Origin of the sequence: Streptomyces hygroscopicus subsp. hygroscopicus, from assembly GCF_030269125.1 — a bacterium.
In the GTDB taxonomy this organism is placed as follows: Bacteria; Actinomycetota; Actinomycetes; order Streptomycetales; family Streptomycetaceae; genus Streptomyces; species Streptomyces hygroscopicus_C.
In genome coordinates, this window is record NZ_BSSM01000006.1 from 121,710 (window position 1) to 139,596 (window position 17,887).

The window sequence follows — 17,887 nt, forward strand, 5'->3', positions numbered from 1 at the left end:
GATCTCACGCTTGCGTGTCAGTACGCGTACGCCGTACATTCGCGTGCATGCCCAACAACGAGATACTCATCTGCGGCGCCGGGATCGCCGGGCCCGCGCTGGCGTACTGGCTACGCGAGGGAGGCTTCGCCGTCACGATCGTGGAGCGTGCGCCGGCGCCCCGGCCGGGCGGGCAGACGGTGGATCTGCGCGGCGCCGGCCGGACCGTGATCGAACGGATGGGCCTGATGGACCGGGCCAGGACGGAGAGCGTGGAGCAGCGCGGCCTCGCGCTCGTCGACGGCTCCGGCCGGATCACCGCCCGGCTGCCCGCCGACAGCTTCGGCGGCGAGGGGATCGTCTCCGAGATCGAGATCCTCCGCGGCGACCTCGCCCGACTGCTGTACGAGGCGAGCCTGCCGGACACGGAGTACCTGTTCGACGACACCATCACCGCCATCGAGCAGGGCGCGGACGGGGTCACCGTCACCTTCGAGAAGGCCGCGCCGCGCCGGTTCGGGCTGGTCGTCGGCGCGGACGGACCGCACTCCGTGGTGCGCGCGCTGGCGTTCGGCCCGGAGCGGGAGTTCGTCCGTCCGCTCGGCCTCTACACGGCCTGGTTCACCGCCACCGACGACCTGGACCTCGACGGCTGGTACCTGATGCACAACGCGCCCGGCGGCCTGGTCGCCTCCGCCCGGCCCGGCCGCCTGCCCGGCGAGATCAAGGCGGGCCTCAGCTTCCGGTCGCCTCCCCTCGCCTACGACCGCCGTGACGTCACCGCACAACAGGAGCTGCTGGCCCGGCGTTTCGCCCACGTCGGCTGGGAGACCCCGCGTCTGCTGCGGGCGATGCGCACCGCCCCGGACTTCTTCCTCGACTCCATGGGCCAGGTCCGCCTCGACCGCTGGTCGCGCGGCCGGGTCGCGCTGCTGGGCGACGCCGGATACTGCGCGACCCCGCTGACCGGCCTGGGGACCAGTCTCGCCCTGGTCGGCGCCTACGTACTGGCCGGCGAACTCGGCACCGCCGAGGGCGACCACCGCGTCGCCCTCCGCCGCTACGACGAGGTCATGCGCCCGTACGTGGAACAGGCCCAGCAACTCCCGCCGGGCGGCGCCTCGGGCTACGCCCCCTCGGGCCGCCTGGGCATCCGTCTGCGGGACCTCTCCATGCGGCAGATGACCCGCTGGCCGATGCGCAACCTGCTCGCGGCCCAGTTCGCCAAGGCCGGGGACATCGCTCTGCCCGAGTACGGAACGGTCACCCGTCCCCCCGGCCGGCTACAGGAGTTCGGTTCCTGAGCCCGCCGACGCGAGGAACTCGCGGGCCCCGCGCAACGTGGTGCGAAGGCGCCGCCGGGTACGGCCACTGTCCAGCCGGACGTCCAGCGCCCCGGGGACACCCAGGTCCGCCCGCCTCGCCGCGGGCAGCGCGGCGGGGTCCAGCCCGTCCCGGCGGGCGACGAGGACGCCGAGTTCGTACCGGCTGACGGCGTCGGCCCCTGCCACGTGACAGACCCCGGCGCGGTCCGAGAAGGCGAGCTCCAGAAGGGCGGACGCGAGATCCGCGACATGGACGGGGCAGCGGATGTCGTCGGTGAACAGCGCCCCGTCACGGCGGCCTGCGGCCAACTCGTGCACGAGCGCCTCGTGCGCCGACCCGCCGTCGCCGATGACCAGCGACGTACGCGCGACGACGGCCCGGGGCACCAGCACGCCGATCGCGGTCTCGGCGGCGGCCTTCGCGGCGCCGTAGGGGGTGACCGGGTCCGGGCGCGCGGACTCGTCGTAGTGGACCCGGGCGCCGGAGAACACCGCATCGCTCGACACATGGACCAGCCGCGCCCCTCTGCGTTCGGCGGCCACGGCCACCCGGACGGCCCCCTCGGCCGTCGTCGCCCAGTCCGACGCCCGCGAGGCCGTGTTGATCACCACGGTCGGACGCAACCGGTCGACGGTCGAGGCGACTTCCTCGGGACGCCGGACGTCCATCGGCAGCCACTCGGCGTCCGTGGATACTCCGGGGCGGGTCCCGAAGGTCGCCACGACGGCATGCCGGGCCGCTGTCGCCCGTCGGACCAGCTCCCCGCCGAGGAAGCCGCTGCCGCCGATGATGAGAAGGGTCATGGGGTGACACGATAGGCGTGGACGTGCCCTGGCAGACCGTGGATCGACCGGCCCGGACCCCTTGTCTGCCGCCTGCCACGGCGGGGAGGGGTCGACGGGGGTGGGCCCGTGACAGGCCGGCGCCGGCTGCCACGGCGCGCCGGGCGCCGCGGAGTTGCTCGGACCAGGCCGGGCCACAGCGGTCGCGGCGCTCCCGCCGGTCCCCTCCGGCGGCCCGTCAGGTCCGGCCGCCGCGCCGAGGCCGCCCGTGGGCGCAGGGCATGATGGCAGGCACGTGTCCGGAGGCCGAGGGGAGAGACCGGTGACCGCCATGCCGCACGAGGAGTCCCGAGCGGGACAGGACGAGCCGACCATAAGGCTCGACCGCCTGGACGCCACCTGGCCGGACGACGATCCGCACGCCAACTTCAAGTCGGACGTCGCCCTTTACGGCAAGCTCGACCCGCTCGTCACCCTGCGGGGCATGTCGGAGAACCTGGACATCCCCGTGGGCGCCCTCGCCCGCTATGTGCTGGCCCGGTGGGCGACCGGTGGCAGTGGCGGGCTCCTGGAGGTGGGCCCCGTGATGGTGCACCGGCTCTGGGAACCGATCGCCGAGGCCGAGCGGCTGGACAGCGACAGCGAGCGGCTGCGGGCGTACCACCAGCTGCGGGAGATGATCGCCTGGCTCAAGCTGCCGCTCGACGATCCGTCGGTCTATCCGGCGCAGTACGACGGCCCCGAGCACGACGACGCCCCGGACGACCCGGAGGGCACACCGGGGTGAGCCCGGCCCCGACCAGCCCGCCGGGACGGGCGACGACCGGCCGTCGAACCGAAGAAGCCCCCGCGCGGCCCCGCCGCCCAGCGAACGGAGCCACGCCCTCCCCACTCACAGGAGCCACCATGTCCGCGCCGAACGCCCCCACCCTCACCAGCCGCGACCGCTCCCCCGAGCCCCCCGTCCCGCACGCCGCCCTCGGCGTCGGCGCGATCGTCCTCGGCGAGCAGGGTGTCCTCCTCGGCCGCCACCGGCGCGGCACCCTCGAACTGCCGGGCGGGACCGTGGAGCCCGGGGAGTGCCTGGAGGAGACCGTCGTACGGGAACTCGCCGAGGAGACCGGGCTGATCGTACGGACCGAGGACGTCAGGCTGCTGGGCACGCTGGTCGACCACGTCGAGGACGTCGTACGGGTCACCGTCGGCGCCCTCGTCACCAGCTGGCGGGGCAGCCCCGCCACCCAGCCGGACGAGCGCGTCGGCGACTGGTCCTGGTACCCCCTGGACCGGCTGCCGGACGGTCTGTTCGTGTGCAGCGCGCAGATCCTCACCGCGTGGCGGCCCGGACTGCCCATCGCCCACGCACCGGCGCACTTCACCCCGTACGCCTAGGGTCCGGGAGGGGGCGACGCCGGCGGTCGCGCGGCGTCGCCCTCGTGCGTCCCGTTACAGCGCCCGCTCCAACCGCTCCGCCATCAGCTTCACGAAGCGCGCCGGCTCCTTCGGCTGGCCGCCCTCCGCGAGGACCGCGAGGCCGTACAACAGCTCGGCGGTCTCGGCGAGTCCGGTGCCTTCGCCGTGCTCGGTGTAGGCCGCGTTGAGGCCCTTGACCAGGGCGTGGCCGGGGTTGAGTTCGAGGATGCGCTTGGCCCGGGGGACCTCCTGGCCCATGGCGCGGTACATGTTCTCCAACGCCGGGGTGAGGTCGTGCGCGTCGGAGACGACGCAGGCCGGCGAGACGGTGAGCCGGGAGGACAGCCGTACCTCCTTGACGTCCTCCCCCAGGTGCTTGCCCATCCACTCCAGCAGGCCGGCGTACGCCTCGTTCCGCTTCTCCCGCTCCTCGTCGGCGGCTCCGTCCTCGCCCTTCGCGTCGAGGTCGAACTCGCCCTTGGCGACGGACTTCAGCTTCTTGCCGTCGAACTCGCCCACCGCGTCGACCCACACCTCGTCCACGGCGTCGGTGAGCAGCAGCACCTCGATGCCCCGCTCGCGGAACGCCTCCATGTGCGGGGAGTTCTCGATGGCCTGGCGGGAGTCGCCGGTCAGGTAGTAGATGTCCTCCTGGCCGTCCTTCATCCGCTCCACGTAACCCTGGAGCGTGGTCGGCTCGGTGTCGTCGTGCGTGCTCGCGAACGAGGCGACGGCGAGGAGGGTTTCGCGGTTCTCCGCGTCGGTGACCAGGCCCTCCTTGAGCACGGTGCCGAACTCCCGCCAGAACGTGGCGTACCGGTCCGACTCCTCTGCCCTCAGGTCCTTGACCGTGGAGAGGACCTTCTTCGTCAGCCGGCGGCGCATCATCTCGATGTGGCGGTCCTGCTGGAGGATCTCGCGGGACACGTTGAGCGAGAGGTCCGCCGCGTCGACGACGCCCTTGACGAAGCGCAGGTACGGCGGCAGCAGCGCCTCGCAGTCGTCCATGATGAACACCCGCTTGACGTACAGCTGTACGCCCCGCCGGAAGTCACGGGTGAACAGGTCGTGCGGGGCGTGCGCGGGCAGGAAGAGCAGCGCCTGGTACTCGAAGGTGCCCTCCGCCTGGAGCCGGATGGTCTCCAGCGGGTCGCGCCAGTCGTGGCCGATGTGCTTGTACAGCTCGTGGTACTCGTCCTCGGACACCTGGTCGCGCGGCCGGGCCCACAGCGCCTTCATGGAGTTGAGGGTCTCCGGCGCCGCGTCGCCCTCGTCGCCGGCGCCCCCGGACGTCATCCGGATCGGCCAGGTGATGAAGTCCGAGTACCGCTTGATGATCTCCCTGATCTTCCAGGGGGAGGTGTAGTCGTGGAGCTGGTTCTCCGGGTCGGCGGGCTTGAGGTGGAGGGTGACCGAGGTGCCCTGCGGCGCGTCCTCGACCGCCGCCAGGGTGTACGTCCCCTCGCCGCGCGAGGTCCAGCGGGTGCCCTGGCCCTCCCCGGCCCGCCGGGTCACCAGGGTGACCTCGTCGGCCACCATGAAGCCGGAGTAGAAGCCGACACCGAACTGGCCGATGAGCCCCTCCTCGCCGGCCGCGTCCTTGGACTCCCGCAGCTCGCGCAGGAATTCGGCGGTGCCGGAGTTGGCGATGGTGCCGATGAGCTGCCCGACCTCGTCGTACGACATACCGATGCCGTTGTCCCGCACGGTGAGGGTGCGGGCGTCCTTGTCGATGTCCAGCTCGATGTGCAGGTCGGACACATCGGCGTCGAGCGCGTCGTCCCGCAGCTTCTCCAGGCGCAGCTTGTCCAGCGCGTCGGACGCGTTGGAGACGAGCTCGCGCAGAAAGACATCCTTGTTCGAGTACACGGAGTGGATCATCAGCTGGAGCAGCTGACGGGCCTCCACCTGAAACTCAAACGTCTGCGTCGACATGTTCGCGGATACCTCACAGGTCCTGTCGTGGGAACTGGCGGCAGCCACTGTAAAACACCATGTCAGGACGGAGGGCCACATCAGGCCCAGAAGGACTGGGCGAGGGCCGTGCCCAGGAACGCGGCGCCGAGGCCCGCGACGACGCTCGCGACGACGTTGGCGGCGGCGAGGAGGCGCGCGCCGTCCTCGGCGAGGCGCAGGGTCTCGTAGGAGAACGTGGAGTAGGTGCTCAGCGCCCCGCACAGCCCGGTGCCGATCAGCAGCTGGAGGTCCGAGGACATCCCGCCGGCGAGGACCGCCCCGGTGACCAGGCCGAGGACGAGGCTGCCGACGACGTTGACGGTGAAGGTGCCCCAGGGGAAGACGGTGTCGTGCCGCGACTGCACGGTGCGGTCGGTCAGATAGCGCAGCGGTGCGCCGACGACGGCTCCGGCGATGACCAGCAGCCAGTTCACGGACTCTCCTTCACGTCATGGCCGTGGCGGCGCACGATCTCGCGGGGGTCGACGGTCCCCAGGGCCTCGCCGCGGGACAGGCCGGTGCCGGCCGGCCCGGCCCGGTGGGCCCGGTGCGCGATCCCGGCGAGGAGGGGCTCGTGGTGCCGCATGCCGTTCTCGCCGGCCGGGACCGCGAGGCGCGGGGCGGCGAGTTGTGCGGCGGGGACGGCCGGTGTCGTCACGACGCCCTCCACCCGATGACGCGCCGGGTGAGGTGCGCGGTGGTCCACACGGCCGCGAGGGCGCCGAGCGCGGTCGCGGCGAGGTCCAGCAGGCCGGTGGCTGCCCGGCCGTTGTCGGTCAGGCGCTCGATGTCCACGGTGTAGGCGGAGAAGGTGGTGAACCCGCCGAGGAACCCGGTGCCGAGGAAGGGTCTGACCAGGCGGTGGCCGGCCCGGACGTCGGTGGTGACGACCATGAGGACGCCGATGACGGCGCAGCCGGTGACGTTCACCCAGAACGTGGTCCACGGGAAGGCACCGGACGCGGTCGGCCACAGCAGCGCGGCGCCGTAGCGGGCGCAGGACCCGAGGGCGCCGCCCGCGGCCACGGCCGTGAAGACCGGCCACCGCGCGGGGCCTGCACCGGGCAGGGGCCGTTCCATGCCGGTTCCGGTGGATTCGTTCAGCGTGGTCCGCTCCGCCACATGGCCTCCTCGGGCAGGGCGCCCAGGGCATGCCGGGGCGCGCTTCGTCGCAAGGAGGGACCATTGGCGGCGACATTGCCGCGGTTGGGTACGGCGGGACCCACCGCCGTGCGGGGACCGGGGTCACGCCGCGTGCCCAGGATAGCGGGAAACCGGTACGGCCCGACGAGGCGCCCGCACTCCGAGACGAGCCCGGTGGCGCGGGCCCCGGCCCTTCCGCCGCGCAGTACTCCCCCATCACGGCATCCGCGGGAAAGAGGCCCCCGCGCGTCCGGGCCGCGGTCACCGGCACCCGGGAGGGCCGTCCGCCGTACGGGAGGTGGAGCCCGAGGGGCCGCGCCCGCGGGAGGTGCTGGTGCGGAGCGCCGCCGGTGTCCGCCACACCGGCCTCGGCAGCCAGGCGGACGGCCCGCGGAGCCGGCCCCGATGGTGTTCGGCACGAGGGCGCGGGTGTGGTCAAGGCGGTGGGCGCGGAGGTGACCGGAGTCGCGCCGGACAACCGCGTCCGGTGAACCCCGTCATGGACGCCGACGAGGCGGCGGGCGGTGTGCGCGACGGCGGCGCGGGCAAGCCGGTGCCCGCCTGCGGCTGGGCAACTCCCAGGCACGCGAAGGGGTTTGCCCGTCGATGGCGGGCTGACCATCATGTCGGGATGCGCTTCTCCGTGAACGTACCCAACTTCGGCGACTTCGCGGACCCCCGCGCCGTCGCGACCGTGGCGGTCGCCGCCGAGCAGGCGGGCTGGGACGGCCTGTTCGTCTGGGATCACGTGCTGCACCGGCGCCACCAGGGGCGTCCCTTCGCCGATCCCTGGATGCTGCTGACGGCGGCCGCGCTGGCGACCTCCCGCATCCGCCTGGGCACCCTGCTGACACCGGTGCCGCGGTACCGTCCGCAGCAACTGGCCCGCCAGGTGGCCACGCTGGACCGGCTCAGCGGCGGCCGGGCGGTCTTCGCGGCGGGCCTGGGCGGCCCGGTCGAGGACGAGTACCGCAGCTTCGGCGACACCGCCGGGCCGCGGGAGCTGGCCGAGCGGCTGGACGAGGGGCTGGAGCTGCTGGCCCGCTTCTGGTCCGGCGAGCCGGTGGACCACCACGGCCCCCACTACACGGCCCGGGACGTCACCCTGCTGCCCGCCACCGCGCAGCGGCCCCGCCCGCCGGTGTGGATCGGCGGGTTCTGGCCGCGCCGCGCGCCCATGCGCCGCGCGGCGCGCTGGGACGGCGCCGTGCCGCTCTTCGAGACCGCCCGTCACGGGCAGGTGCCGGAGGTGGCGCAGGTGCGCGAACTGATCGCCCATGTCCGGGCGCACCGTACGACCGACGTTGGACGCCCCTTCGAGTTCGTCCTCGGCGGCGCCACCCCGGCGGACCCCGCGAGGGCCGGGGACGTGATCGGCCCGCTGCGCGACGCCGGTGCCACCTGGTGGGACGAGCGGCAGCTCCAGGGCGGCCCCGACCTGGACCGGCTGGGGCCGGTGCTGCGGCGCGTGGAAGCGGGCCCGCCGGTGCTCTGACGGGGTCGGCCACCTCTCGACACACCAGACATGAGCGGGCAAAGTGTGACAAATCAGATATAGGAATTGCTAAAGTTTGCAATTGGTTAGATGCTTTGTTCGTCGTATTCGCAGAGAGAGAAGTCGAGGGATCGTGTCGGTTCCGCTGTACCAGGCGAAGGCCGAGTTCTTCCGGATGCTCGGTCACCCCGTACGGATACGGGTGCTCGAGCTGTTGCAGGACGGGCCCACGCCGGTCCGGGACCTGCTCGCCGCCATCGAGGTGGAGCCGTCCAGCCTCTCCCAGCAGCTGGCGGTGCTGCGCCGCTCGGGGATCGTCACCTCCACCCGCGAGGGCTCGACGGTGGTCTACCAGCTGGCCGGCGGTGACGTGGCCGACCTGATGCGGGCCGCGCGCCGGATCCTCACGGAGATGCTCACCGGGCAGCACGAACTGCTCACCGAACTGCGGGAAGCCGAGGTCTCCGCCCGATGAGCACCGCTCTCGCCCGGGGCGTACGGACCGTACGCACCCGGATCACCTCCCTGCTGCCCGGCCGCTCCGACCTCGTCGCGGTACGGCGCGACCCGCGCCGGGACCTGCTCGCGGGCCTCACCGTCGCCATCGTCGCGCTCCCCCTCGCCCTCGGCTTCGGCGTCTCCTCGGGGCTCGGCGCCGAGGCGGGCCTGGCCACCGCGGTGATCGCCGGTGCGGTCGCGGCGGTGTTCGGCGGCTCGAACCTCCAGGTGTCGGGGCCGACCGGCGCGATGACCGTCGTCCTCGTGCCGATCGTCGGCCGGTACGGGCCCACCGGTGTGCTCACCGTCGGCCTGATGGCCGGTGTCCTGCTGATCGTGCTGGCCGCGCTGCGCGCCGGGAAGTACATGCAGTACGTGCCCGCGCCGGTGGTGGAGGGCTTCACTCTCGGCATCGCCTGTGTGATCGGGCTCCAGCAGGTGCCGAACGCGCTCGGTGTGCCCGCGCCCAAGGGCGACAAGGTGCTGGTGGTGACCTGGCGGGCGTTCGAGGAGTTCGCGAAGGCGCCGAACTGGACCGCCGTCGGGCTCGCGCTCGCCGTGGCCGCGGTGATGCTGCTCGGCGCGCGGTGGCGGCCCACGGTCCCCTTCTCCATCCTCGCCGTGATCGCGGCGACCGTCGTCGCCCAGCTCGCCCGTCTCACCGCGGCCAAGCCGATCGGTGAGCTGCCGTCCGGTCTGCCCGCGCCCTCCCTCTCCTTCCTCCACGCCGGCTCGCTCGGCTCCCTGGTGGCGCCCGCCGTGGCCGTCGCCGCGCTGGCCGCCCTGGAATCCCTGCTGTCGGCGTCGGTCGCCGACGGCATGACCGTCGGACAGCGGCACGACCCGGACCGCGAGCTGTTCGGCCAGGGCCTGGCCAACATCGCCGCCCCGTTGTTCGGCGGCGTCCCGGCCACCGGCGCGATCGCGCGCACGGCGGTCAACGTACGCACCGGAGCCGGTTCCCGGACCGCCGCGTTCACCCACGCCGTGGTCCTCGCGGTGATCGTCTTCGCCGCCGCCCCCCTGGTCGCGAAGATCCCGCTGGCCGCGCTCGCGGGCGTCCTGCTGGCCACCGCGGTCCGCATGGTCGAGGTCGGCTCGCTGAAGGCCATGGCCCGAGCCACCCGGTCGGACGCCGCGATACTCGTCCTCACCGCGGTGTGCACCCTCGCCCTGGACCTCGTCTACGCCGTGATCATCGGCCTGGCCGTGGCCGGCGCCCTCGCGCTGCGTGCCGTGGCCCGGCAGGCGCGCCTGGACCGGGTGCCGCTGGACCGGGGCGACCACAGCGCGGAGGAGCACGCGCTGCTCGCCGAGCACATCGTGGCCTACCGGCTGGACGGTCCGCTGTTCTTCGCCGGTGCCCACCGCTTCCTGCTGGAGCTGACCGAGGTCGCCGACGTCCGCGTGGTGATCCTGCGCATGTCGCGGGTGTCGACCATCGACGCCACCGGCGCCCTGGTGCTCAAGGACGCGGTGGAGAAGCTGCGCCGGCGCGGCATCGTCGTCCTCGCCTCCGGTATTCGGCCCGGACAGCGGCGCGTCCTCGACTCGGTCGGCGCGCTGGAACTGCTGCGGCCGGACGGCCAGGACTACGCCACCACCCCCGAGGCGATCCAGGCGGCCCGCGGCCATCTCGAGGGCGTCGTGCCGGCGCACCCGGCCCAGCGGACCACCTCGACGCCCTCGACACCCACCGAGGAAGTCGTCCGATGAGCGAGACGACCACGACGGGGCACCGCCCCGGCCCGACGGAGCGATGATGTCCCAGGCCCTGCAGACCCTCCCCCACCGCCATGTGCTCACCCTGCCCACCGTCCCGAAGGCGGTGCGCGTCGCCCGGGAGACCGCCGAACAGACCTTCGTGGAATGGGGCATCGGGCTGCGCCACCACGTCGTGGACCCGGCGCTGCTGATCCTCAGCGAGCTGGTCACCAACAGCGTCCGGCACGCGGCCGAGGTCTCCCCCGAGGTCACCGTGATCTACGCGGCCGCCCACGACTGCTTCGCCTTCGCCGTGCACGACCGCCACCCCTACCAGCCCCACCTGCGCACCGCGCCCACCGGACCGGGGGGCCTCGCCACCGTGATGGAGCTGGTCCTCGGCCTCGGCGGCACCGCGGTGGTCCGCGCGGACGCCGACGGCGAGGGCAAGAGCATCTGGATCACGCTGCCCCTGTAGGAACCGCGCGGAACCGCCGGTCCATCGCGCCTCCCCCTCCTCCCCCGCACCCCCGCACAAGGAAGTTGCCGCCGCATGACCATCGACTGGCGCTACACCATCGAGCAGGATCTCGGCATCCTCTCCGTCGCCGGCTACCTGGGCCCGGACGCCGTACGCCGCTTCAACGGCGCCATCGGCTGGGTCGTCGCGCGCGGCACCGGACCGGTCGTCCTCGACCTGACCGAGCTGCGCAACTGGTCCGCGGAGGGCCAGGTGGCCATCACCGAGGCCGCCCGCCTGCTCGCCGCCTCCGGGCGATGCCTGGAGCTGGCCGCCATACCCGCCGACGGCTCCCTGGTCCCGGCCGGCGACTGCCCGGACATCCCGGTCCACTGCGACCTGGCCGCCGCGCTCGCCGCCCACGGCCGGGGCCCGTCCACGCCGGACGACGAACGCCAGGAGTGGCGCACCGACGGCTGGCCCGACCCCGCCTCCTGACCCGCGTACCCGCGCCCGTCCCGGCCTGCGTACGATCCCTTTCGACCCACCTCCGGAAAGAGTTCCATGAGCGACAACCTCCCCGCCTGCCCCGCCTGCTCGGGCACGTTCACCTACGAGATGGGCGCGCTGCTCGTCTGCCCCGAGTGCGGCCACGAGTGGTCGGCGTCCTCGGACGCGGCCGCCGAGGAGGGCCGGGTCGTCCGGGACGCGGTCGGCAACGTGCTCGCCGACGGCGACACCGTGACCGTGGTCAAGGCGCTCAAGGTGAAGGGCAGCCCGTCCGGCATCAAGGCGGGCACCAAGGTCCGCAACATCCGCCTCGTGGACGGCGTGGACGGCCATGACATCGACTGCAGGATCGACGGCTTCGGCGCCATGCAGCTGAAGTCCGCTGTGGTCAAGAAGGCCTGAACCGGCCGCTTCGCGTGGGTGCGAGGACGGGGCGCGTGTTCCTGACCGGTACAAAGGGGTGTGTGCGGTGAGTACGCCGCTGTATCGGCTGAAGGCCGAGTTCTTCAAGACGCTCGGGCATCCGGCGCGCATCCGCGTGCTGGAGCTGCTCGGCGAACGTGAGTACGCGGTCGCGGAGATGCTGCCCGAGGTGGGTATCGAGCCCGCCCACCTCTCCCAGCAGTTGGCCGTGCTGCGCCGCGCCAACCTGGTCAGGACCCGCAAGGAGGGCTCGACCGTCCATTACTCCCTGACCAGCCCCCACGTGGCCGAACTGCTGCGGGTGGCGCGGACGATCCTGTCCGGTGTCCTCGCGGGCCAGGCGGAGCTGCTCGCCGATCTGCGCGCGGGCCGGCCGGAGGCCGGGCCGGAGGCGTAGGTCGGCCTGTTCCCGGTCTGCTTCTGTCGACGGAACCCCGTCCGGCGGCAGGAGCCGCCGAGGCCGGACGACACGCCCGGAAAGCCGCGTGACTCCGGCCACTCCCCCGCCTGTTGGTCCGGCGAAGACCCTCACCAGCAACTGGGAGAGGTTCATGGGCCCCCTGGGCAAGATCCGGACCGCCGGGCGGATCGCCGGGACGGACCCACCCCGCCCCACACAACCACGCGAGAGGACGGGGTGGTTGGGCGGTTCCTCGACCACGGCGCGGCGAGCGGCGGCGATGTGCCGGCCCGCTGCCTGGTGCGGGCGGCGGGGACCGGCCCCTCCTCGCGGCGATCGGGCGGTGCGCGGACGTCCTCGCCGGGCTGGTCACCGTGCTGGGCACGCCGCCGGTTCCGGCGACGGGGCCCGGCAGCGGAGGGACCGGCGGAGGGCCGACGGCACCGTCGCGACCCGGGTCGAACTCGCCTGCGACGGCGGCTGAGCCGGGTCAAGCCGGTCTACCCGTCCTTCTCCACCGCGCTGCCGGACGCGTCGGCCGACACGATCGTGCCGGACCTCCCGCCGGCCGACCGGAGCCTCAATCCGTCGTACGCGGGGAACGGCCTGTGAGACCGCAGGTGCCCAGCGCCCCGACGGGCGGGTCGGTCCGGTGCTCGGCGCCGTGCGGCCACAGCACTTCGACGTCCACGCCGTGGCTGCGGGCGTAGGCCACCAAATGGGCGGTCGCGTCACGGCCGTTGGACGGTGAGCCGTCCCAGACGGCCAGCAGCCGGCCGCAGGAGCGGACCAGGGCCTCGTCGGCGGTGATGCAGGAGGCGCGGTCGCCGGGGTCGTACTCGACCAGGCGCACCATCTGCGACAGCAACAGCAGTTCGCCGGCCGCCTTGCGGTCGGGCTCGGCGACGTACGCGGGCACGCCCCTGAGGGACGGCAGCACCGTCACCAGGGCCAGCCCCGCCTTGCGCGCGGCGCGTCCGAACGCCACGGGCAGGCCCTTGCCGGCCCGGACCAGCCCCGCGCGCCCGGTGCGGGCACGGTCGGCCAGCCGGGTGCGCAGCTCCTCCTCCAGGAGGGCCAGCGTCGGCACGGTGAGATCCGGATGTCCGACGACGGCGATCACTCCTGGATTTCCCTTCTCCCCATGCGCCGATCATCGTCATCCGCGGTCGGCGGGCACAGGGGCCTGTCGGGAAAAAAACCGGGGCCGTCAGGCCCCTGGACAGGGGTGCCCGCGGTGTGCGTTCCCGTGCCTGCGACGCGGCCGGCTTCCCGGCCCCGGAACGACGCGGTTACCCGAGTGAGGACTTAAGCTGCCGTTGACCGGGGCCGGTCGCCGGGGTCCGGGCCGCCGCACGGCCTGCGCGGGCACCCGGGTGGGTATCCGGTGGGGTGTGCGGTGGTGGACGCTGCCGAAGGAGGCACACGGATGCGGGACATCGCGGAGGGCCTCTCCTCCTGGAGTGCGTCGGGCAAGCGGTTCGCGGTGGCGACGGTCGTACGGACCTGGAAGTCGGCGCCCCGGCAGGCGGGCTCCTCGCTCGCGGTCGCCGAGGACGGCGAGGTGATCGGGAGTGTCTCGGGCGGCTGTGTCGAGGGCGCGGTGTACGAGCTGGCGAGCGAGGTCCTGGAGACCGGCGAGCCCGCGCTCGTGACGTACGGGGTGAGCGACGACGACGCGCTCGCGGTCGGCCTGACCTGCGGCGGGATCATCGAGATCCTGGTGCGGCCGGCGGGCGCGGGACGCTTTCCCGGGCTGCCGGGGGTGCTGGAGGCGATCGGGGCGGGGCGGCCGGTGGCGGTGGTGTCGCCGCTGCCCGGCGAGGGCGGTGGCGCGGAGCCGGATCCCACGGCCGCGCCCACCGGTCAGATGATCGTCACGCCGTCGGGCGCGGAGGGCACCCTCGGTGACGCCCGCCTCGACTCCGCCGTCGCCGAGCGGGCGCAAGGACTGCTGGCGCAGGGCAGCACCGCCGTGGTGCGCATGGGACGGGCGGGTGAGGAGCGGCGCGACGACGTCGCCGTGTTCGTGGAGTCCTTCGCGCCGCCGCCGCGGATGCTGGTGTTCGGCGCCATCGACTTCGCGTCCGCGGTGGCCCGGATCGGCAAGTTCCTCGGCTACCACGTCACGGTCTGCGACGCCCGCCCGGTCTTCGCCACGCGCCGCCGCTTCCCGGACGCGGACGAACTGGTGGTCGACTGGCCGCACCGGTACCTGGAGTCGACCGACGTGGACGAGAACACGGTGATCTGTGTCCTCACCCATGACCCGAAGTTCGACGTACCGCTGCTCCGGCGGGCGCTGCGCACACCGGCCCGCTACATCGGCGCGATGGGCAGCCGCCGTACCCACGAGGACCGGTTGCGACGGCTGCGCGAGGAGGGGATGAGCGAGGCGGAACTCGCCCGGCTGTCCTCGCCCATCGGGCTCGATCTCGGGGCGCGCACGCCGGAGGAGACGGCGGTGGCCATCATGGCGGAGATCATCGCGTTGCGGTGGGGCGGGACGGGGCGGCGGTTGGTGGAGACGACGCCGGCGCCGATCCACCGGTGAGGCGCCGTCGCGTACGGTGCCGGCGTCCGCGGGGACGCCGGCACCGCGGGTCCCCGGCTCAGCCGGGGAAGACCATCTCGTCGTGTTCGTCGCGGCCCAGGCCGGCGAAGACCCCGAAGACGCGGCGGGCGACGTCCGCGGCCGTGAGCCCGACGCGGGCGAGCACGCGACCGCGTTCGGCATGGTCGAGGAACTCGGCGGGGATGCCGAAGTCCCTCACGGGGACGTCCACTTCGGCATCGCGCAGCGCCTGTGCGACGGCGGCGCCGACACCGCCGGCCCGCACTCCGTCCTCGACGGTGACGACGAGCCGGTGGCGGGCGGCGATGCCGGGCAGGGCCGCGTTCACCGGCTTGATCCAGCGCGGGTCGAGGACGGTGGCGCCGATGCCCTGCTCGGCGAGGCGGTCGGCGACCTCAAGGCACATGGGGGCGAGCGCGCCGACGGAGACGACGAGGACGTCGGTGCCGTCCTCGGCGGAGCCGCGGAGCACGTCCATGCCGGCGACGCTGCCGACGGCGGCGACCCCGGGGCCGACGGTGCCCTTGGAGTAGCGCACCACCGTGGGTCCGTCCGCCACCTCGACGGCCTCGCGCATCTGGGCGCGCAGCTGGTCGGCGTCGCGGGGCGCGGCGATGCGCAGGCCGGGGACGACCTGGAGCACGGCCATGTCCCACATGCCGTTGTGGGAGGCTCCGTCGTCGCCGGTGATGCCCGCGCGGTCGAGCATGAAGGTCACCGGGCAGCGGTGCAGGGCCACGTCCATCAGGAGCTGGTCGAAGCAGCGGTTCAGGAAGGTGGCGTAGACGGCGACGACCGGGTGGAGTCCTGCGGTGGCGAGGCCGGCGGCGGAGGCGGCGGCGTGCTGCTCGGCGATGCCGACGTCGAAGAAGCGGTCCGGGAAGCGCTCGGCGAAGGGGGCGAGGCCGGTGGAGCTCCGCATCGCCGCGGTGATCGCCACGATGTCGTCGCGCTCGCCGCCGAGGCGTACCAGTTCCTCGCCGAAGACGGTGGTCCAGTCCTTGCCGGCGACGGAGACCGGCCTGCCGGTGTCGGGGTCGATGACCTTGACCTGGTGGAAGCGCTCGTCCGACTCCTCGGCGAAGCTGTAGCCGCGGCCCTTCTCGGTGATGCAGTGCACGATGACCGGGCCGCCGAAGCGCTTGGCGCGGGACAGCGCGGACTCCAGGGCCTCGGTGTCGTGGCCGTCGATCGGGCCGACGTACTTCAGGCCGAGGTCCTCGAACATGCCCTGGGGGGCGATGAAGTCCTTCAGGCCCTTCTTGGCGCCGTGCAGCGCGTCGTAGACCGAGCGGCCGACGATCGGGGTGCGGTCGAGGACGGCCTTGGTGCGCTCCAGGAACTGCTCGTAGCCGTCGGTCGTGCGCAGGGCGGCCAGGTGGGAGGCGAGGCCGCCGATGGTGGGGTTGTACGAGTGGCCGTTGTCGTTGACCACGATGACCAGCGGGAGGGTCTTGTCGGCGGCGATGTTGTTCAGCGCCTCCCAGGTCATGCCGCCGGTGAGCGCGCCGTCGCCGACCACCACGACGACCGAGCGGTCGCGCCGGCCGAGGAGGCGGTCGGCCTTGGCGATGCCGTCGGCCCAGCTCAGGGCGGCGGAGGCGTGCTGGTTCTCCACGATGTCGTGGGCCGACTCGGCTCGGCTGGGGTATCCGGAGAGGCCGCCCTCCTTGCGGAGTCCGGAGAAGTCCTGGCGGCCGGTCAGCAGTTTGTGCACATAGGTCTGGTGGCCGACGTCGAAGACGATCCGGTCCTTCGGGGACTCGAAGACCCGGTGCAGCGCGATGGTCAACTCGACGACGCCCAGGTTGGGTCCCAGGTGTCCGCCCGTGCGGGAGACGGCGTCGACGAGGAATTCCCGGATCTCCCCGGCCAGCGTTCCCAACTCGGCGGCATCGAGCTTCTTCAGGTCCTGCGGGCCGTGGATCGTCTCCAGAATGCCCATGCGTCATTCTCCTTCGGCGCTGCGGATAGGGAACGCGAAGGTGAAAGGTTATCAATTCCACCGGTTTCGGGGGCCGGGGACGCGAGGGCGACCGGTACCCGTGTCCGGTTCGCGCAGCGTCCGCCACTGCCGCCCCGGGCAGCCGTCCGAGCCTGCCGGACACCGGCACGGGTAGTGGAATATTGAACAAACTCGGGCGGTTGTGCCCCACGAAGGAGGTCACCAGTGGAAGCCACGTACTACGACCACGGCACCCCCGCCGAGCGCTGGGAGCGGGCCCAGGCGTTCTTCGGCGCCAAGGACTACGCGGGGGCGGCGCGGGTGCTCGCCGGGCTGGTGGAGGAGGTGCCGGAGCAGACCGGGCCCCGGCTGCTGCTGGCGCGGGCGTACTACCACTCCGCGCAGTTGCGGCGCGCCGAGGACCAGTTGCGGGTGATCGTGGAGCGCGACCCGGTGGACCACTACGCGCGCCTGATGCTGGGCCGCACGCTGGAGCGGCAGTCGCGGCACGAGGAGGCGGGGCAGCACCTGCGGATCGCCTCGGCGCTCGCGGGCGACCTCCCGCGTCCCTGAGCCGCGCGTCTCGTGCCGGGTGTGCCCCCGTGGCATCCTGGCGCGATGGCACCCGACCGTGATCACGCGCCCCTCGCCGAGCGGGTCGAGGAACTCCTCGCCGCCGGCGGCCCCCTGCCCATCGTCGCCGCGGGGCGGCCGGTGCTGCGCCGCCCCACCGAGCCCTACGACGGCCAGCTCGGCCCCGCGCTGCTGGCCCGCTTCGTCGAGGCCCTGCGCCTGACCATGCGCGCGGCCCCCGGCGTGGGCCTGGCCGCGCCGCAGGTCGGCGTGGAGCTGCGGATCGCGGTCCTGGAGGACCCCGCACCCGTGCCGGAGGAGATCGCCGTGGTCAGGGGCCGCCGCCCGCAGCCCTTCCGGGTGCTGGTCAACCCCTCCTGCGAACCGGTCGGCACCGCACGCGCCGCGTTCTTCGAGGGCTGCCTCAGCGTGCCCGGCTGGCAGGCCGTGGTGGCCCGGCACGCGGAGGTGCGGCTGCGCGCGGAGGACGAGCACGGGCACCCGGTGGACGACGTGTTCACCGGCTGGCCCGCCCGCATCGTGCAGCACGAGACGGACCACCTCGACGGCATGCTCTACCTCGACCGCGCCGACCTGCGCTCCCTGTCCACCAACGAGGCGGTCGCGGCCCTGTGGTCCCAGCCGACCCCGGCCGCGGCGGCCGACGCCCTCGGCTTCGAACTGCCCTGATCCCGCCGCGAGCCG

At 73.3% G+C, this 17,887-nt stretch carries 19 protein-coding genes and 1 pseudogene; 13 read left to right on the forward strand and 7 right to left on the reverse strand.

The annotated features are described in order from the left end of the window. Positions 1 to 47: 47 nt before the first annotated feature. A complete protein-coding gene (locus tag QSK45_RS15870) occupies positions 48 to 1,283 on the forward strand; it encodes an FAD-dependent monooxygenase (RefSeq protein WP_285557320.1) in 1,236 nt (411 codons plus the stop codon). Here the strand turns inward: QSK45_RS15870 and QSK45_RS15875 are convergent. Next, positions 1,263 to 2,108 (reverse strand): SDR family oxidoreductase, encoded by an 846-nt coding sequence (locus tag QSK45_RS15875; RefSeq protein ID WP_285557322.1) that lies wholly within the window; start codon positions 2,106 to 2,108, stop codon positions 1,263 to 1,265. The two genes, QSK45_RS15870 and QSK45_RS15875, sit on opposite strands and share 21 nt — an antisense overlap. A 310-nt stretch (positions 2,109 to 2,418) precedes the next feature. Here QSK45_RS15875 and QSK45_RS15880 point away from each other — a divergent pair, with 310 nt between their 5' ends. Both QSK45_RS15880 and QSK45_RS15885 read left to right on the forward strand, forming a co-directional pair. Then, positions 2,419 to 2,874 carry a DUF6027 family protein gene (locus tag QSK45_RS15880; protein ID WP_285557693.1) on the forward strand — a complete coding sequence of 152 codons (456 nt, stop codon included), beginning with the start codon at positions 2,419 to 2,421 and terminating at the stop codon, positions 2,872 to 2,874. Positions 2,875 to 3,023: 149 nt separating this feature from the next. Beyond that, positions 3,024 to 3,476: pseudogene (locus QSK45_RS15885) on the forward strand (nucleotide triphosphate diphosphatase NUDT15); the annotation flags it as partial. A 57-nt stretch (positions 3,477 to 3,533) separates the two neighbouring features. On the opposite strand, the gene htpG reads toward QSK45_RS15885, so the two are convergent. The 4 genes from htpG to QSK45_RS15905 form a co-directional block, all read right to left on the reverse strand. Then, complete coding sequence (gene htpG / locus QSK45_RS15890) at positions 3,534 to 5,435, reverse strand: molecular chaperone HtpG (protein ID WP_285557324.1); 1,902 nt, start codon at positions 5,433 to 5,435, stop codon at positions 3,534 to 3,536. A gap of 80 nt (positions 5,436 to 5,515) precedes the next feature. Beyond that, a complete protein-coding gene (gene crcB, locus QSK45_RS15895) occupies positions 5,516 to 5,890 on the reverse strand; it encodes a fluoride efflux transporter CrcB (RefSeq protein ID WP_285557326.1) in 375 nt (124 codons plus the stop codon). Continuing rightward, the gene (locus QSK45_RS15900) at positions 5,887 to 6,114 is read right to left on the reverse strand and encodes a hypothetical protein (RefSeq protein WP_285557328.1); all 228 of its coding nucleotides are present in this window, start codon (positions 6,112 to 6,114) and stop codon (positions 5,887 to 5,889) included. Before QSK45_RS15900 ends, crcB begins: the two co-directional genes overlap by 4 nt. Beyond that, the gene (locus QSK45_RS15905) at positions 6,111 to 6,536 is read right to left on the reverse strand and encodes a FluC/FEX family fluoride channel (RefSeq protein ID WP_285557695.1); all 426 of its coding nucleotides are present in this window, start codon (positions 6,534 to 6,536) and stop codon (positions 6,111 to 6,113) included. Before QSK45_RS15905 ends, QSK45_RS15900 begins: the two co-directional genes overlap by 4 nt. 694 nt (positions 6,537 to 7,230) lie before the next feature. Between QSK45_RS15905 and QSK45_RS15910 the strand changes: the two genes are divergently transcribed. The 7 genes from QSK45_RS15910 to QSK45_RS15940 all read left to right on the forward strand — a co-directional run bounded on the left by QSK45_RS15910 (position 7,231) and on the right by QSK45_RS15940 (position 12,086). Beyond that, positions 7,231 to 8,094 carry an LLM class flavin-dependent oxidoreductase gene (locus QSK45_RS15910; protein WP_285557330.1) on the forward strand — a complete coding sequence of 288 codons (864 nt, stop codon included), beginning with the start codon at positions 7,231 to 7,233 and terminating at the stop codon, positions 8,092 to 8,094. A 133-nt stretch (positions 8,095 to 8,227) separates the two neighbouring features. Next, positions 8,228 to 8,569, forward strand: a complete 342-nt coding sequence (locus tag QSK45_RS15915) for an ArsR/SmtB family transcription factor (protein ID WP_285557331.1) — start codon at positions 8,228 to 8,230, stop codon at positions 8,567 to 8,569. Beyond that, positions 8,566 to 10,308, forward strand: a complete 1,743-nt coding sequence (locus tag QSK45_RS15920) for a SulP family inorganic anion transporter (protein WP_285557332.1) — start codon at positions 8,566 to 8,568, stop codon at positions 10,306 to 10,308. The genes QSK45_RS15915 and QSK45_RS15920 overlap by 4 nt, the downstream gene beginning before the upstream one ends. A gap of 46 nt (positions 10,309 to 10,354) precedes the next feature. Beyond that, on the forward strand, positions 10,355 to 10,774 hold the full coding sequence (locus QSK45_RS15925; protein ID WP_285557333.1) for an ATP-binding protein: 420 nt from the start codon (positions 10,355 to 10,357) through the stop codon (positions 10,772 to 10,774). Positions 10,775 to 10,849: 75 nt separating this feature from the next. Continuing rightward, complete coding sequence (locus QSK45_RS15930) at positions 10,850 to 11,254, forward strand: STAS domain-containing protein (RefSeq protein WP_285557334.1); 405 nt, start codon at positions 10,850 to 10,852, stop codon at positions 11,252 to 11,254. A gap of 66 nt (positions 11,255 to 11,320) precedes the next feature. Next, positions 11,321 to 11,668, forward strand: a complete 348-nt coding sequence (locus QSK45_RS15935) for a zinc ribbon domain-containing protein YjdM (protein ID WP_285557335.1) — start codon at positions 11,321 to 11,323, stop codon at positions 11,666 to 11,668. A 67-nt stretch (positions 11,669 to 11,735) separates the two neighbouring features. Continuing rightward, a complete protein-coding gene (locus tag QSK45_RS15940) occupies positions 11,736 to 12,086 on the forward strand; it encodes an ArsR/SmtB family transcription factor (protein ID WP_285557336.1) in 351 nt (116 codons plus the stop codon). A 583-nt stretch (positions 12,087 to 12,669) separates the two neighbouring features. Here QSK45_RS15940 and QSK45_RS15945 read toward each other — a convergent pair. Then, entirely contained in the window at positions 12,670 to 13,212 is a 543-nt protein-coding gene (locus QSK45_RS15945; RefSeq protein WP_285557337.1) for a hypothetical protein, read from the reverse strand. A gap of 306 nt (positions 13,213 to 13,518) precedes the next feature. Here QSK45_RS15945 and QSK45_RS15950 point away from each other — a divergent pair, with 306 nt between their 5' ends. After that, positions 13,519 to 14,643 carry an XdhC family protein gene (locus QSK45_RS15950; protein WP_285557338.1) on the forward strand — a complete coding sequence of 375 codons (1,125 nt, stop codon included), beginning with the start codon at positions 13,519 to 13,521 and terminating at the stop codon, positions 14,641 to 14,643. A gap of 58 nt (positions 14,644 to 14,701) precedes the next feature. Here the strand turns inward: QSK45_RS15950 and dxs are convergent, their stop codons facing one another. Further along, positions 14,702 to 16,609 carry a 1-deoxy-D-xylulose-5-phosphate synthase gene (gene dxs / locus QSK45_RS15955; protein WP_285557339.1) on the reverse strand — a complete coding sequence of 636 codons (1,908 nt, stop codon included), beginning with the start codon at positions 16,607 to 16,609 and terminating at the stop codon, positions 14,702 to 14,704. 225 nt (positions 16,610 to 16,834) lie between these two features. Between dxs and QSK45_RS15960 the strand changes: the two genes are divergently transcribed. Both QSK45_RS15960 and QSK45_RS15965 read left to right on the forward strand, forming a co-directional pair. Continuing rightward, positions 16,835 to 17,182, forward strand: coding sequence for a tetratricopeptide repeat protein (locus QSK45_RS15960; protein ID WP_285557340.1), 348 nt, complete (start codon positions 16,835 to 16,837; stop codon positions 17,180 to 17,182). A 45-nt stretch (positions 17,183 to 17,227) separates the two neighbouring features. Then, entirely contained in the window at positions 17,228 to 17,872 is a 645-nt protein-coding gene (locus tag QSK45_RS15965) for a peptide deformylase (protein WP_285557341.1), read from the forward strand. Positions 17,873 to 17,887: the final 15 nt, after the last annotated feature.

What these genes read in the sequence shown, in the direction of transcription:
- QSK45_RS15870 (WP_285557320.1), top strand. Translation starts at nt 48, where the DNA reads ATGCCCAACAACGAGATACTCATCTGCGGCGCCGGGATCGCCGGGCCC.
- QSK45_RS15875 (WP_285557322.1), bottom strand. Translation starts at nt 2,108, where the DNA reads ATGACCCTTCTCATCATCGGCGGCAGCGGCTTCCTCGGCGGGGAGCTG.
- QSK45_RS15880 (WP_285557693.1), top strand. Translation starts at nt 2,419, where the DNA reads ATGCCGCACGAGGAGTCCCGAGCGGGACAGGACGAGCCGACCATAAGG.
- htpG (WP_285557324.1), bottom strand. Translation starts at nt 5,435, where the DNA reads ATGTCGACGCAGACGTTTGAGTTTCAGGTGGAGGCCCGTCAGCTGCTC.
- QSK45_RS15905 (WP_285557695.1), bottom strand. Translation starts at nt 6,536, where the DNA reads ATGGAACGGCCCCTGCCCGGTGCAGGCCCCGCGCGGTGGCCGGTCTTC.
- QSK45_RS15910 (WP_285557330.1), top strand. Translation starts at nt 7,231, where the DNA reads ATGCGCTTCTCCGTGAACGTACCCAACTTCGGCGACTTCGCGGACCCC.
- QSK45_RS15920 (WP_285557332.1), top strand. Translation starts at nt 8,566, where the DNA reads ATGAGCACCGCTCTCGCCCGGGGCGTACGGACCGTACGCACCCGGATC.
- QSK45_RS15925 (WP_285557333.1), top strand. Translation starts at nt 10,355, where the DNA reads ATGTCCCAGGCCCTGCAGACCCTCCCCCACCGCCATGTGCTCACCCTG.
- QSK45_RS15930 (WP_285557334.1), top strand. Translation starts at nt 10,850, where the DNA reads ATGACCATCGACTGGCGCTACACCATCGAGCAGGATCTCGGCATCCTC.
- QSK45_RS15935 (WP_285557335.1), top strand. Translation starts at nt 11,321, where the DNA reads ATGAGCGACAACCTCCCCGCCTGCCCCGCCTGCTCGGGCACGTTCACC.
- QSK45_RS15950 (WP_285557338.1), top strand. Translation starts at nt 13,519, where the DNA reads ATGCGGGACATCGCGGAGGGCCTCTCCTCCTGGAGTGCGTCGGGCAAG.
- dxs (WP_285557339.1), bottom strand. Translation starts at nt 16,609, where the DNA reads ATGGGCATTCTGGAGACGATCCACGGCCCGCAGGACCTGAAGAAGCTC.
- QSK45_RS15965 (WP_285557341.1), top strand. Translation starts at nt 17,228, where the DNA reads ATGGCACCCGACCGTGATCACGCGCCCCTCGCCGAGCGGGTCGAGGAA.